The following is a 15,141-nucleotide window of genomic DNA, read 5'->3' on the forward strand; positions in this document are numbered from 1 at the left end:
TTAATTAAAGGAGACATAAGAAATGCCACAACAAAAAATGAGAATTCACGGTCAATATGTTAAAGATCTATCGTTTGAGAATCCGCATTCGCCATTCCTTTCTTCAAATAAAGCTCCCGATATTAATGTAATGGTTAATATCAATTCAGCGAAATTAGAAGGAATGGAAAACAAAGAAGGAGTAAATGAAGAAAAATCTTTCCATGAAATTACTTTACATATAGAAGTCAGAGCAACGATAAAAGATGAAGGTATAAAAGATGGCGTAGCTTTCATTTGTGAGACAAAATATTGTGGCATTTTTTCAATAGAAAATTTTAAAGAGTTGAGTGAGGAAGAGGTAAGACAAGGTTTATTTATTGGCGGACCTACTTTTCTTTTCCCTTTTGCAAGAGAAATAATTGCAAGAGTTACAAGCAGTGGTGGATTTCCCCCACTAATGCTAGATCCTATAGATTTTGAAACTATGTACGAGCAGCAAAGTCAACAACAAAGAAGTAACGGTAGTAATTCCAATTTTAACTAATATGATGTAACCTGATGAATAATTCTTTAAACGCAAAAACGACTTTAAACATTGACGGGAAGTCATACAACTATTTTAGCCTAAGTAGTGCTAGTGAATTTTTAGGAATAGATGTAACTAAATTGCCCTGCTCACTTAAGGTTCTGCTTGAAAATTTATTGCGCAATGAAGATGGAGTAAACGTAAAGCTGGATGATATAAAAATACTAGCAAGTTGCGTTAATAAACACGCTAATCATGAAATTAGCTATAAGCCAGCAAGGGTGTTGATGCAAGATTTTACAGGAGTTCCTGCTGTCGTCGATTTAGCTTCTATGCGGAGTTATGTCAAGAAAAATGGAGGCGATCCAAGCAGCATAAATCCGTCTGTGCCAGTTGATCTTGTGATCGACCATTCTGTTCAAGTAGATAGTTATGGAAGTGTTTCCGCATTCAGTAAGAATGTTGAGCTAGAAGTAAAAAGAAATTTGGAGAGATATCAATTCTTAAAGTGGGGAGAATCATCCTTCACAAATTTTAGAGTAGTACCGCCTGGAACAGGGATTTGCCACCAAGTGAATCTTGAGTATTTAGCGCAAGTTGTATGTAATAAGGATGGGGTTTTGTATCCTGATACTTTGGTTGGTACGGATAGCCATACTACGATGGTTAACGGGTTATCAGTCCTTGGTTGGGGTGTTGGAGGCATAGAAGCTGAGTCTGTGATGCTTGGTCAACCAATTAGTATGGTGATTCCAGAAGTAGTTGGATTTAAATTAATTGGCAGACTGCCGGAAGGAGTAACTGCGACTGATTTAGTGCTGACGGTTACCAATATCCTAAGAACAAAGGGTGTTGTTGGTAAGTTTGTAGAATTTTATGGTGATGGTTTAGATTATTTATCTTTGGCAGATAGGGCAACTATAGCAAACATGGCCCCAGAGTATGGCGCAACTTGTGGATTTTTTCCAATTGATCAGAAAACGCTAGATTATTTAAGCTTAACCGGAAGGCCAAAAAAGCTAGTTGAGGCTTATGCGAAAGAGCAAGGATTGTGGCGTGGCAATAATGAGTTAGCATTTTTTGACACACTAGAGCTTGATTTATCAAGCGTGAAGCCAGTAATGGCTGGTCCCAAAAGACCACAAGATAAGGTTTTTCTTTCACAAGTGGCAGAGTCTTTTTCTAAATCATTTTCAGTTAACGAATCAAAGGAAAGTGATAAGCTTCAAGATGGAAGTGTAGTTATTGCAGCAATAACAAGCTGCACTAACACCTCAAATCCAAGTGTAATGATTGCTGCAGGTCTTGTAGCTCGTAATGCAATTAAACTTGGATTAAAATCAAAGCCTTGGGTTAAAACTTCTCTTGCTCCAGGGTCACAAGTTGTAACAGAATATTTAGAAAAGTCTGGATTGCAGGTAGATCTAAATGCTTTGGGTTTTAATCTAGTTGGATATGGTTGCACAACTTGCATTGGGAATTCTGGTCCACTTAATAAAGATATAGAAGATGGCATTAAAAACAAAAATTTAACTGTTGCTGCAGTTTTATCTGGTAATCGTAACTTTGAAGGAAGAATTCATCCGTTAGTCAAAGCTAATTACTTGGCATCTCCGCCACTTGTTGTTGCATATGCACTTGCTGGTACTGTGCAAACTGATTTGACAAAAGATTCAATATGCAAAGATAAGAATGGAAATGATGTCTATCTCAAAGATATATGGCCAACAAACAATGAAATCGAAGATTGTGTTAAAAATATGGTAACACGTGAGATGTTTATACAAAAGTATAAGGATGTTTTTTCTGGTGATGAACATTGGCGAAAGATAAAGTGTGAAAAAAGTGAAATCTATAATTGGGATGCAAACAGCACTTACATACAAGATCCGCCCTATTTTGATAATTTATCACCTAAAAATAATAAAGATAAAACAATCGATATAAAAGGTGCACAAATATTGGCAATGTTTGGCGATAGCGTAACCACTGATCACATTTCCCCTGCTGGAAATATTGCCTCAAGTAGTCCTGCAGGTATATATTTAAAAAATCTTGGAATTGAGCCACAGGACTTTAATTCGTATGGGTCTCGTCGTGGTAACCACAATGTAATGATGCGTGGGACTTTTGCTAACATTAGAATAAAAAATGAAATGGTAAGCATCGAAGGCGGCTATACAAAATATATTCCTTCTCAAGAAACTATGTCGATTTTTGATGCAGCAATGCGCTACAAAGAAAGTAATGTTCCTCTCATCATTGTGGCAGGAAAGGAGTATGGCACAGGTTCAAGTAGGGATTGGGCAGCAAAAGGTACTTTATTGTTGGGGATTAAAGTTGTAATTGCAGAAAGCTTTGAGCGTATACATAGATCCAACTTGGTCGGCATGGGTGTTCTTCCACTTATATTCCAAAATGGAATAACCAGAAAGATATTTGATGGTAGTGAGATAATAAGCATAAAAGGTGAAATAGTGCCAAGTGGAAATTTAGAATGTATCATCAAAAGAAAGGATAATTCTGAACAATCAATTCAACTCAAATGCTGTGTACAAACTGCAACTGAGGTTAAATACTTGATGGATGGTGGAGTATTGAGCTACATACTTCTCTTGACTTAGTAAAGTTAAGTAAGTACTAGACTTCTTTTAGCCAGCCCTGGCTCTTTTATAAATAATAATTTATTCTACGCGAAGTTATGATATAATTTTACCTTACATATAGTAAAGGTGTTTTATAGATAATTATGATTACCTCTATACAAGAACCTAACGAATTGAGAAAACGTTTACAAGGATTTTATCGTACTGATGAAAAGAATTATATACGTTATCTTGTAGAAAAAGCAGAGCTTTCATCTGATTCAAAAAGTAGAATTTATAATATTGCAAAACAAGTTATTGAAAAAATCAAACACAATAAATTAAGTATTGTAGATTCCTTTATGCAGCAATACTCGCTTTCCAATGATGAAGGAATAGCATTGATATGCCTTGCTGAATCGCTACTTAGAATACCAGATGATTATACAATAGACGAAATAATCAAAGATAAAATTGCCAATCAGGAATGGAATAAATATTTAGGGCACTCTTCTTCGTTGTTTGTCAATGCTTCCACATGGAGCTTGATGATAGGTAGCAGTATATTGAGAGATAATGAAGGCGATTCGAAGTTCTATTACGCAATTTCTAAGTTACTTAAGAATTTAGGAGAACCGATCATTCGCAAAGCAGTAAAACAAGCAATGTCTATGCTTGGTAATCATTTTGTTGTTGGAGAAACCATAGAAGAAGCTTTAAGGTATGCAAAACTAGATGACAATAGTAAGTTTTTATACTCTTTTGATATGCTTGGCGAAGCTGCTCACACAGCTGAAGATGCAGAAGAGTATTTTAATTCATACATGCACTCAATAAAAGCTATAGGTGAATCCACTGAAATAAATGATTGTTTTAAATCGCATGGAATTTCAATCAAATTGTCTGCGTTACATCCACGTTATGAATTTGGTCAATTCGATAATATAGCTGAAGAGTTGAGAGCTAAACTGCTAGAGCTTTGTCATGAAGCAAAAAAATACAACATTTCATTATGCATAGATGCAGAAGAAACAGAAAGGCTTGAAATGTCCTTAATCTTGTTTGAACAATTACGGCTTGATGAATCACTTTCTGAGTGGGAAGGGCTTGGCTTGGCTGTACAAGCATATCAAAAACGTGCTTTGTCTGTTCTTGACTTTGTAGAGGATGTTGCTATTCGATCAAATCATAAAATTATGGTCAGACTTGTAAAAGGTGCATATTGGGATTCAGAAATCAAGCGTACGCAAGAATTGGGATTAAATGATTACTCAGTATTTACAAGAAAAAGCTATACTGACGTATCTTACCTCGCGTGCGCACAGAAACTTTTGAGTAAACCAAACAGCTTTTACCCATGCTTTGGAACTCATAACGCCTATACTTTTGCTTCTATCATGGAACTTGCTGATAAAAACCACCCTGGATTTGAATTTCAACGCTTACATGGAATGGCAAAAGACTTATATGATTATGCAATGTCAGAGCTTGCAACAAATGTTAGCTGTCATGTCTACGCACCCGTTGGGGAACATAGTGACTTGTTGCCTTATCTTATAAGATGCCTTCTTGAAAATGGAGCTAATAGTTCATTTGTTAATCAAATAAATGATTCTAACGTTAAAATTGATGAGTTAATTTCAGATCCACTGGAAAAAGCTATAAATTTTAATTATGAACCTCATCCAGGCATTCCGTTACCACAAGATATTTTGGGACCAGAAAGAAAAAATTCTTTGGGAATAGATATTAGTGACTCGGTGATAGTCTCACAATTTGCAGATGATATAAAGAGCTTTAGTGAAAGAAAATGGCAAGTTGGGCCGATAATTGACGGACAGTCACTTTTTGATGATGCCAAATTTACTGAAATGGTGAATCCTGCACATTTAGAAAATGTAATTGGAGAAGTGTCAAATACACCAAGTGCTCAAGTTTTAAACGCTCTTGAAATAGCACATAATGCTTTTACTGAATGGCAGAATGTTTCAGCAGAAAAGCGCGCTAAATGCCTTGAAAAAGCTGCAGATTTGCTTGAAGAAAGGATGAAAGAGTTGATTTACATTCTGATCGTAGAAGCAGGAAAAATTTTATCTGATGCAATAGCGGAAGTAAGAGAGGCAGTGGATTTCTTACGTTACTACGCAACGATAGCAAAAAATGAACTGATCGACTGGAAAAAATTGCCAGGTCCAACGGGTGAAGATAACTTCATCTTTTTTGAAGGCAGAGGAGTTTTCCTGTGTATATCACCATGGAATTTTCCACTTGCTATCTTCATTGGGCAGGTTTCAGCTGCACTTGCAGCAGGTAATGCGGTGCTGGCAAAACCGGCAGAGCAAACGCCGATTATTGCCTACGAAGCTGTTAAGATACTACATGAAGCTGGGATACCAAAAAATGTGTTACACCTCATTCCTGGGGATGGTGGATATTTAAGCAAAATATTAGTTCCAGACAATAGAATTGCTGGAGTAGCTTTTACTGGCTCAACACAAACTGCTCAAATAATTAATAAAATGCTTGCGGATAGGGATGGTCCTATTGTACCGCTTATTGCTGAAACAGGAGGGCTCAATGCTATGATTGTTGATAGCTCCGCTCTCTTAGAGCAAGTGACTACAGATGTTGTACTTTCTGCGTTTCGCAGTGCCGGCCAACTCTGTTCTGCACTTAGAGTGCTGTTTATTCAAGAGGACATAGCAGAGAAGCAGATAAAAATGATATGTGGTGCAGCGCAAGAACTCAAGATTGGTGACCCAATACAACTTAGTACTGATATTGGTCCAATAATTGACAAAGCATCTATCGATATGCTAACTCAACATATGCAAAAAATGTCAGAGGACGAAGATTCAAATCTGTTATTTAAAGTACCCATGGATACAAATTCTCATAATGGTTATTTCTTTCCTCCATATATTTATGAGATACAAAAAATTTCGCAATTAAAGCAAGAAGTATTTGGTCCTATTTTGCATATCATACGTTTTAACAAGTCACAATTAAATGAAGTTATAAGTGATATAAACAATACAGGATATGGGCTTACATTTTCTTTGCAGAGCCGTATACAAAATCAGATCGATTTAATAAGCAAAAAAATATCAGTTGGAAATGTCTACATCAACCGTAACCAGATAGGTGCAGCAGTTGGGATACAACCATTTGGTGGTAGAGGACTATCTGGCACTGGGCCAAAAGCTGGTGGTCCTCATTATTTACAGCGTTTTTCTACAGAAAAAGTTGTAAGTGTTAACACTACAGCATTCGGTGGTAACACTACACTTATGTGTTTGGATTAATTTGCGGGCCCTAATTTTTCTCCTATCTTACCCCTAAGCTAGACGTTCGTGCAGTTATGTACACAGCGCTAAGATCCGAAAAGGACCAGCTCATGCACTGAAATAAAGCGGCTCCAAAGGAAGTCTTATCTTTAAACAAAAGAAAAAAGCTGCTATAATCTGAATAAAAGCATTATAAATGAAATGAATGTGAAAAATATCTTATTGGCGCTTTTAGTACAAACGGTATTCAGTTTGCCGCTATTTGCAGCTGATCCTGTTTTGCTCAACTGCATTGAAACTCCAGAAATATATGACCTTGATGCAAGGCCAAAAAATTTTAGCTCTTCAAACAATTTAAGAAGAAAACCTGGTTCTCCAAATAGTGCAACAGGAGAATTAATACACATAGTGGGTAGAATTACTGATATAAACTGTTTACCAATACAAAATGCTGTAGTTTCTATATGGCACGCGAATTCACGCGGCGTGAACCATTACGATGAGAATATAGAGGATAATCAACTCGATCCAAATTTTGCTGGATCAGGAAGGTTTGTAGTGAATAATCTTGGCTATTATAATTTTATTACGATAGCACCTGGTAAAATTGGTGATAGAGCTCCACATATCAACTTTCTAGTTCAACATCCAGATTTTCCAGAATTCACAACGCAAATGTTTTTTGCTGACCATAATTGCGATAATTGTGCTGATCCTGTTCTTGAAGATTTTGTTAGTAACGGGCTTGCAAGCCTTCTCATAACACCATTTACTTACAGTGATCAGGTCATAAAAACCTATACGTTTAACATTACCTTGGGCGGATATAATAAGTTCTCTAATAAAAGATAAAAAACCCTTGCATGTAAGGGAGTCCATAGTAAACTTGAGTGTTATTGTACTTAGGATGTATATGAAAAATATCTTACTGATGTTTTTGCTATGTTTTATGTACAGTTTACAATTATTTGCAACGGAGATGCCAGCAATGAAAATAACAATTTCTAAAATTTCGCCCGATTTTAAAACAATAGTAATGGGTTTATTTGAGGACAACGAAACCGTAAATGATGGCGGAGTTTTGCAAGGAAAACAGATCATAGATAATATAAAGCAATTTAGCGATTTTAATGGAAGCTTTGGTGAATTTTCTTCTACCATTTTACCAGAAGGAAAAAACGTTGTAGTTGTTGGACTTGGTAAGAAGGATGAATGGAATGAAAATAAAGAATTAAATATTGGTGGTAAAATATATTGTGAGCTAAGCAGATTAAAAATTAAGAAAGCAGCGGTTTTAATCGAAGGTAGTGCAGCAAATGTTGCATATGGTGCGTTTCTGCGTAATTTTAAGTTTGATAAGTATAAAACTAAAAAGGATGAGAAAATTACAGAGGTAGAGGAAATTACCGTATTAGTAAAAGATGAGCAATTAAGTAATGCTGAAAGATCATTTGAGCACTCAAGGCAAGAAGGTGAGAGTATATTCCTTGCGCGCTCTTTTATAACAGAGCCTCCTAACATTCTATATCCAGAATCCTATGCTGATCATATAAAAAAAGAGCTTACTAAGCTTGGCCTTGAAATCGAAGTGCTTGATAAAAAGCAGATGGAAGAGAAAAAAATGGGAGCCTTGCTTGGAGTCGCACAAGGAAGTAGTAAAGAACCAAAATTAGTAGTGATAAAATGGAATGGGGCTTCTAAAGAACAAAAGCCAATAGTTTTTGTTGGTAAAGGTATAACGTTTGACACTGGTGGAGTATCACTCAAACCTTCACGTGGTATGGAGTCAATGAAATATGACATGGCAGGCTCTGCTGCTGTAGTTGGGGTGATGCATGCTTTAGCAGGACGAAAAGCAAAAGTAAATGCAATCGGCGTGGTTGCACTTGCAGAGAATGCAGTGGGTGGTAATGCTCAAAGGCCGAGTGATGTAGTAACTTCAATGTCTGGACAGACGATAGAAGTGTTGAACACCGATGCAGAAGGAAGGCTCATACTTGCAGATGCTTTATGGTATACGCAAGACAGATTCTCACCAAAATTTATGATTGATCTTGCAACTTTAACTGGTGCTATAGTGGTTGCACTTGGAAATAACGAATATGCTGGTCTTTTTTCAAATAATGATGAATTAGCAAACCGTCTGATTGATGCAGGAAATGAAGTAAGTGAGAAGTTATGGCGTTTTCCTATGAATGAAACTTATGACAAAATTATTGATTCACCGATTGCTGATGTTCAAAACATCGCTCCTGCAGGTTCTGGTGGAGATAGCATAATGGCTGCACAGTTTTTACAGCGTTTTGTGAATGAAACTTGCTGGGCACATTTAGATATCGCAGGCACTGCTTGGCACGAAAAAGGTAATGATATTTGTCCAAGAGGAGCAGTAGGTTTTGGTGTAAGGTTACTTAATAAGTTGGTTGAAAAGTACTACGAAGTCAATGATTAAAGGTCTTTATACTGGATTTATGGCTTGACTCACAGCTACATGAACGTTTATTTTCGAGGCGCAGCAAGTAGTGTCATGAAAGTAGCTGATGCATATTTCTTTTTTTCTGGTCAAGCACTGGAATGATATCAAGGAGTAACTTTTTATTTAAACAACGATTATAATAAGAGATCTATTGAAATTTTAAAGTTATTAAATATTGACGCTATATACTTAAGTGTTAAAATAGAATGAAAAGTTTTTAGGAGTTTATATGGCAGCAGGTGGGAAAGCAAAGACAGCTAGTAAAAATAACCCTACTCAGCGTAAGAAGGCCGAGCAAAAAATGTATAAAGATAAACCGGTAAAACCTGTTAGATATATAGATCGTGACTCGCGCATGAATTATATGTCTGCTCAATATGACAACGGCAATCTGGTTGAAGATGAGGTAAGCGGCAATCCTATAAAGTGGGAAGCTGTATAATAGTTGTGGTTAAAGTTACTATTAATTCTAAGGAATGTGAAGTAGAGCATGGGCTTACTATAATTCAAGCTTGTGAAGTCGTGGGCGTTGAAATTCCACGTTTTTGTTATCATGAGCGTTTAGCAATTGCTGGTAACTGCAGAATGTGTTTAGTTGAAGTTGAGGGTGGGCCTCCAAAACCATTAGCTTCTTGTGCAATGCCAGTTGCAGAAGGGATGGTTATTCACACTGATACCCCTAAGGTTAAAAAAGCACGTGAAGGTGTGCTTGAGTTTTTGCTAATTAACCACCCGCTTGATTGCCCAATTTGCGATCAAGGTGGTGAATGCGATTTGCAAGATATCACGATGGCTTATGGCAAAGGAACCAGCAGACTTGATGAGCATAAGAGGGCTGTGCAAAAAAAACACTTCGGACCACTGATTGAGACTGCGATGAATCGATGCATTCATTGCACTCGGTGTGTTAGATTTTTGTCTGATGTTGCAGGTACAAATGAACTTGGAGGAATCGGAAGGGGAGAAAATGTAGAGATTAGCACTTACATAAAAAGGCATATTAGTTCTGAATTATCTGGAAATATCATAGATCTCTGCCCGGTAGGGGCTTTAACTTCAAAGCCTTACTCCTTTACAGCGCGTCCATGGGAGCTATCACATTGTGAGACTATAGATGTGCTAGATGCTGTGGGAAGTAGCATTAGAGTTGATTATCGTGGCCTGGAAGTTATGCGAATATTACCAAGACTGAGCGAAGAGGTAAATGAAGAATGGATATCAGATAAAACCCGCTTTGCCTATGATGGACTAAAAGTTCAGCGTCTTGATCAACCTTATGTAAAAAAAGATGGTAAATTAGCCCCAGTTGATTGGAATGAAGCATTAACTATTGCTGCAAAGAAATTAAAGAATACAAAATCAAATAAAATAGCTGCAATTGCAGGTGATTTAGCAGATTGTGAGTCTATGCTTCTACTCAAAGAAGTGATGCAGAAGCTTGGCTCGGGGAATATAGACTGCAGGCAAGATGGTGCAAAGCTTATACCAAGTAATCGCGGATCTTATGTGTTCAATACCACTACCCAGGGTATAGAGAATGCAGATTTGTGTCTGCTTATAAATACAAATCCAAGGATAGAAGCACCGATCATTAATGTAAGATTGAGAAAGAGATATTTACAGGGCAACTTTCCTATTGCAAGTGTTGGTCCTAAAATTGAATATTTGTATCATGTTGAGAAATTGGGCGATAATCCTGATGTTTTGAGTAAAATAGCAAATGGAAATCATAAGTTCTGTGAGCTGCTGGTAGCCGCCCAAAACCCTATGCTGATCATTGGTCAAGATGCATTAATAAGAGATGATTCTGAATCAATTCTAATTCTAGCTGGCAAAATTGCAGAAAAATTTAACATGGTCAGAAACAACTGGAATGGCTTTAATATGCTGCATAAAGCTGCAGCAAGAGTTGGTGGTCTGGACGTTGGGTTTGTTCCTGAAAAAGGTGGAAAAGACACTAATCAAATACTGGAGCATACAGAAGGTGGCGAGATAGAAGTCATTTATCTTCTTGGTGCAGATGAAATTGATACATCAAAATTAGAAAATACATTTGTAATTTATCAAGGTCATCACGGTGATAAGGGTGCACATGTGGCAGATGTTATCTTGCCTGGTGCTGCATATACAGAAAAATATGCAACTTATGTAAATACTGAAGGTCGAGTGCAAAGAACAAATTTAGCTGTATTTCCTCCAGGTGAAGCAAAGGAGGATTGGTTAATTATTAAAAATCTTTCACAATATTTAGACCTTTCTTTACCGTATGATAGTTTATTTGATGTTAGAAAAAAATTAGATACTATCGGTCCACAGTTTAGAAATGCCGATCAAGTGGTAAAAAACACATGGGTGCCAATTAGCAATGATGGGATAAGCTTAAGTAATACACCTTTCACTTTTAAGGAGTGTAATTTTTATATGACGGATTCAATAAGTCGCGCTTCAAAAATAATGGCAGATTGTACTAAAGCTTTTTATGAACACGCTAGTTAATATTTTATTTATTTTAGTACCGCTACTACTTTCAGTTGCGTACTTGGTATACTTTGAGCGTAAGGTTATTGGTGCAATTCAACTGAGACACGGCCCAAGTGTAGTTGGACCTTTTGGGCTATTGCAGCCATTTGCAGATGCTATTAAGCTACTGATTAAAGAGCCGATAATACCATTTAGAGCGAGCACCATACTGTTCATTATGGCTCCAATGCTTACCTTTATCTTGGCATTAATTGCCTGGGCAGTTATACCGTTTGGTGCTGAAGTAATTGTAGAAAATGGCCAGCAAGTAGTGATTCCTAAGGTTATAGCAAATATTAATGTTGGAGTGCTTTATGTGCTAGCTATATCGTCGCTGGGAGTATACGGCGTAATTATTGCAGGCTGGTCAAGCAATTCTAATTATGCATTTCTTGGCGCTATACGGTCGGCTGCTCAGATGATTTCATATGAAGTTTCAATAGGCTTAATAGTTGCTACAGTTGTTGTTACAACTGGTACGTTGAACCTTGGAGAGGTGGTGGTAGCGAAACACAATATGCCATTTTGGGTTGATTTGCTACTAATGCCTATAGGAATAATATTTTTTATTTCTTTGCTTGCAGAAACTAATCGTCACCCATTTGATTTACCAGAAGCTGAAGCAGAGCTTGTCTCTGGATATAACGTTGAATATTCATCCATGCCTTTTGCCCTCTTTTTTCTTGGAGAATATGCAAATATGATTCTAGCAAGTGCTATGATGACGATATTCTTTCTAGGAGGATGGTATCCGCCGCTGGAGTTCAGTTTACTTTACAAAATTCCAGGTTTGATTTGGTTCGTTTTGAAGATAGTTATACTTTTGTTCGTATTTATTTGGATTAGAGCAACAATACCTCGTTATCGATATGATCAGCTAATGCGCCTTGGTTGGAAAGTGTTTCTGCCAATATCGGTGCTTTGGGTGGTACTCATTTCAGGAGTGTTGCTCTTTACTGGGAATTTACCTGGGTCCAATGTTTAATTTTCCAAATACAAGATTAAGGCGCAGGCGCTCGAGCAAATGGGTTCGCAATTTAACAAGTGAAAATAGTTTATCAGTAAATGATCTGGTTCTTCCACTGTTTGTTCACGACAGAGAAGAAACAACTGAACCAATTTCTGGCTTACCAGGCGTAAAGTGTTATTCAATAGATGGATTAGTGTCTATAGTTAAGGAAGCTAAAGATTTAGGAATTAATGCTGTTGCAATTTTTCCTGTAGTTGATAGTAAACTAAAATCTGAAAACGCTGAGGGAGCATATAATTCTGACAACTTAATCTGCAAAGCAATCCGTGCTGTAAAATTAAAGGTACCTGAAATTGGTATTATTGCAGACGTTGCACTGGATCCATACACTATTCATGGCCATGACGGCATTTTAAAAGATAATCAGATGGATGTAGAAAACGATGAAACTATATCAGTACTGTGTAAGCAAGCACTTGCTTTAGCGAAGGCAGGATGTGATATAGTTGCTCCTTCTGATATGATGGATGGTAGAATAGGAAGAATCAGAAAATCATTAGATGATAATAACTTTCAAGACGTATTAATATTATCTTATGCGGTGAAATATTGCTCTAGCTTCTATGCTCCATTCAGGCAAGTCGTTGGTTCATGTGGGCTATCACATTCTATAGACAAAAGTGGTTATCAAATGGATTATAAAAATGCGCACGAAGCAATGTGCGAAATTGAAATGGATATAAATGAAGGTGCAGATTTTATTATGATTAAACCAGGTATGCCATATTTGGATATTATCAAAACAGCAAGTGATAAGTTTAATTTTCCGATTTTTGCTTACCAAGTAAGCGGTGAGTACGCAATGATAAAAGCTGCTGCAAATAATGGCTGGCTAGATTATGACAAGGTGATTTATGAATCTTTGATTGGTTTAAAACGTGCGGGTGCAAGTGCAATATTCACTTACGCTGCACTTGATATTGCAAAAAATTTAAGTGCACAAGCCCTATAAAATTACTAAATTTTTGGCGCATGTTCTTCTACTGTTGCTGCATATTACCTAAAATTTTCCAATACATGTTTTAAGTTATTGATAAGTCCGTTACAATACAGTATTATAAATAATATAAACCAAGTGTTACTTAGAGCATGGGGATTTTTTTTGAATTTTTGGGAAAGATGCTAGGTAAGGTTTTTCCTGCCAAAACATTAAGCTCTTTTTTGGGAATAGGATATTTACCAGGTTGGCAGAACTATTGGTCTTCTTTTTTAATATTATTTATTGTCGATGTTATATTGATTTTTACATATGGAGACGAATATTTACTATATAAAATGCCAAATTCAGGAATAGTTGTAGCTGCTGTTTTTACAAAATTGGCAATAGTTATGTTAGTAATGCAATTAATTGGAATATTTATTTTTCATGCTCAGGACCCTTCAGCAAACAGTGGTGAAGACATAGTAATACAAATAGCGTCAGGGCAAGTATTGACTGTAGCACTTTCAATGCCAGCAATAATGTCAATTTATTATACTATAAGTAAACTCTATGGGAGTATATGTAAGCAGATGTTTCAATGCCCATTTTGGTTTAATGATTTTATGCACTTTTTCTTTTTTCTTATGATACCTTACGTATTTTTTAATGTCGTAGAAGTGATAAAACCATGGCCAATAAGTTCAATACAACTCAGCTATAATAATGCAATGTCAATTACATTTGAGGGGATTTTTCACACATTTTATGCGGTGATTTTACTGTATTTAACAGCATTTATATTCTGCGATTTAACTATGCATGATGCAATTGTCCTAAATAAGAGCATAATTCAGTATGTGAGGGAAAGTTCAGCAGTTTTAGGTGATTATTTAAATAGTGCTGCAAAAAAAATAAATATTGAATAGTACTTATTTATTTATATATTTAGTATAAAAAGTGTGCAATTTGTGTGAATTTACAAAGTATAATAAAAGAGTTGCAAGATTTTTGGGCTGGTGAAGGGTGCGTTATACTTCACCCATACACATCTGAAGTTGGTGCTGGTACATTACATCCTGCAACAATTATGTCTGCAATTGATACAAAACCGACAAAAATTGCATATCTACAACCAGTAATTAGGCCAGCAGATGGACGCTATAGTGATAATCCTAATCGCTTGTATCAACATCACCAATATCAAGTTATAATAAAGCCATCTGGTAATAATTTACAAAACGTCTATTTAGATAGCTTAAAAGCTCTTGGCATATCTACAGAAAAATATGATATTAAGTTTGTTGAAGATGATTGGGAAAACCCAAGTGTTGGTGCATCAGGACTTGGATGGGAAGTTACATGCAATGGAATGGAAGTAACACAGCTTACTTATATACAGCAAGTTGGAGGGGTTGACTGCAAAATGATTCCTGGTGAGGTGGCATATGGGTTGGAACGTTTAGCAATGTGCATACAAGGTGTAGATAATGTTTACGATATAACTTGGAACGATAACGGTGTAACTTACGGAGATATTTTTAAACAAAGAGAATATGAATTTTCTTATCTAGCGTTAGATTATTATGATACTAAAGTGGTACAGCAGCAATTTGAAGATACGGAAAAATTATGTAAGTTCCTTATTGAAAAGGAGCTACCAATGGCAGCTTATGACCAATGTATTAAAACTAGTCACCTACTTAATCTGCTTGATGCAAGAGGTGTGCTTGGTGTCAATGAACGTACAGCGCATATTGGTAGAGTTAGAGAGCTGACAAAAAAATGTTGCGAATTGTACATGAGTAAATAGCGT

General features: G+C 36.4%; 11 protein-coding genes. All 11 read left to right on the forward strand.

Annotated features, from left to right (window positions below; genetic code table 11):
• The first annotated feature begins 22 nt into the window (after positions 1-22).
• Positions 23-526 carry a protein-export chaperone SecB gene (gene secB / locus AAGD69_RS04685; RefSeq protein ID WP_341811819.1) on the forward strand — a complete coding sequence of 168 codons (504 nt, stop codon included), beginning with the start codon at positions 23-25 and terminating at the stop codon, positions 524-526.
• Positions 527-540: 14 nt separating this feature from the next.
• Positions 541-3,132, forward strand: coding sequence for an aconitate hydratase AcnA (acnA, locus tag AAGD69_RS04690; protein ID WP_341811820.1), 2,592 nt, complete (start codon positions 541-543; stop codon positions 3,130-3,132).
• Positions 3,133-3,257: 125 nt separating this feature from the next.
• Complete coding sequence (gene putA / locus AAGD69_RS04695) at positions 3,258-6,398, forward strand: bifunctional proline dehydrogenase/L-glutamate gamma-semialdehyde dehydrogenase PutA (protein WP_341811821.1); 3,141 nt, start codon at positions 3,258-3,260, stop codon at positions 6,396-6,398.
• A gap of 183 nt (positions 6,399-6,581) precedes the next feature.
• Positions 6,582-7,232 carry a protocatechuate 3,4-dioxygenase gene (locus AAGD69_RS04700; protein WP_341811822.1) on the forward strand — a complete coding sequence of 217 codons (651 nt, stop codon included), beginning with the start codon at positions 6,582-6,584 and terminating at the stop codon, positions 7,230-7,232.
• A 136-nt stretch (positions 7,233-7,368) separates the two neighbouring features.
• The gene (locus AAGD69_RS04705) at positions 7,369-8,832 is read left to right on the forward strand and encodes a leucyl aminopeptidase (protein WP_341811823.1); all 1,464 of its coding nucleotides are present in this window, start codon (positions 7,369-7,371) and stop codon (positions 8,830-8,832) included.
• A gap of 253 nt (positions 8,833-9,085) precedes the next feature.
• Positions 9,086-9,298 (forward strand): hypothetical protein, encoded by a 213-nt coding sequence (locus tag AAGD69_RS04710; protein WP_006279675.1) that lies wholly within the window; start codon positions 9,086-9,088, stop codon positions 9,296-9,298.
• 5 nt (positions 9,299-9,303) lie between these two features.
• A complete protein-coding gene (nuoG, locus tag AAGD69_RS04715; protein WP_341811824.1) occupies positions 9,304-11,352 on the forward strand; it encodes an NADH-quinone oxidoreductase subunit NuoG in 2,049 nt (682 codons plus the stop codon).
• Positions 11,336-12,361, forward strand: coding sequence for an NADH-quinone oxidoreductase subunit NuoH (nuoH, locus tag AAGD69_RS04720; RefSeq protein ID WP_341811825.1), 1,026 nt, complete (start codon positions 11,336-11,338; stop codon positions 12,359-12,361). The genes nuoG and nuoH overlap by 17 nt, the downstream gene beginning before the upstream one ends.
• Positions 12,354-13,358: a porphobilinogen synthase gene (gene hemB, locus AAGD69_RS04725; protein ID WP_341811826.1), complete on the forward strand. Its 1,005-nt coding sequence runs from the start codon at positions 12,354-12,356 to the stop codon at positions 13,356-13,358. Before nuoH ends, hemB begins: the two co-directional genes overlap by 8 nt.
• A 137-nt stretch (positions 13,359-13,495) precedes the next feature.
• Positions 13,496-14,254 (forward strand): phosphatidylglycerophosphatase, encoded by a 759-nt coding sequence (locus AAGD69_RS04730; RefSeq protein ID WP_341811827.1) that lies wholly within the window; start codon positions 13,496-13,498, stop codon positions 14,252-14,254.
• Between the two features lie 44 nt (positions 14,255-14,298).
• On the forward strand, positions 14,299-15,138 hold the full coding sequence (locus tag AAGD69_RS04735) for a glycine--tRNA ligase subunit alpha (protein WP_341811828.1): 840 nt from the start codon (positions 14,299-14,301) through the stop codon (positions 15,136-15,138).
• Positions 15,139-15,141 lie beyond the last annotated feature (3 nt).

It is taken from the genome of Wolbachia endosymbiont (group A) of Conops quadrifasciatus, assembly GCF_964027015.1.
Taxonomy (GTDB): Bacteria; Pseudomonadota; Alphaproteobacteria; order Rickettsiales; family Anaplasmataceae; genus Wolbachia.

Bases quoted from the DNA above. Each gene is read 5' to 3' on its own strand.
- AAGD69_RS04730 (WP_341811827.1), top strand. From the start codon at position 13,496: ATGGGGATTTTTTTTGAATTTTTGGGAAAGATGCTAGGTAAGGTTTTT.
- hemB (WP_341811826.1), top strand. From the start codon at position 12,354: ATGTTTAATTTTCCAAATACAAGATTAAGGCGCAGGCGCTCGAGCAAA.
- AAGD69_RS04700 (WP_341811822.1), top strand. From the start codon at position 6,582: ATGAATGTGAAAAATATCTTATTGGCGCTTTTAGTACAAACGGTATTC.
- AAGD69_RS04710 (WP_006279675.1), top strand. From the start codon at position 9,086: ATGGCAGCAGGTGGGAAAGCAAAGACAGCTAGTAAAAATAACCCTACT.
- putA (WP_341811821.1), top strand. From the start codon at position 3,258: ATGATTACCTCTATACAAGAACCTAACGAATTGAGAAAACGTTTACAA.
- nuoH (WP_341811825.1), top strand. From the start codon at position 11,336: ATGAACACGCTAGTTAATATTTTATTTATTTTAGTACCGCTACTACTT.
- acnA (WP_341811820.1), top strand. From the start codon at position 541: ATGAATAATTCTTTAAACGCAAAAACGACTTTAAACATTGACGGGAAG.
- secB (WP_341811819.1), top strand. From the start codon at position 23: ATGCCACAACAAAAAATGAGAATTCACGGTCAATATGTTAAAGATCTA.
- AAGD69_RS04705 (WP_341811823.1), top strand. From the start codon at position 7,369: ATGAAAATAACAATTTCTAAAATTTCGCCCGATTTTAAAACAATAGTA.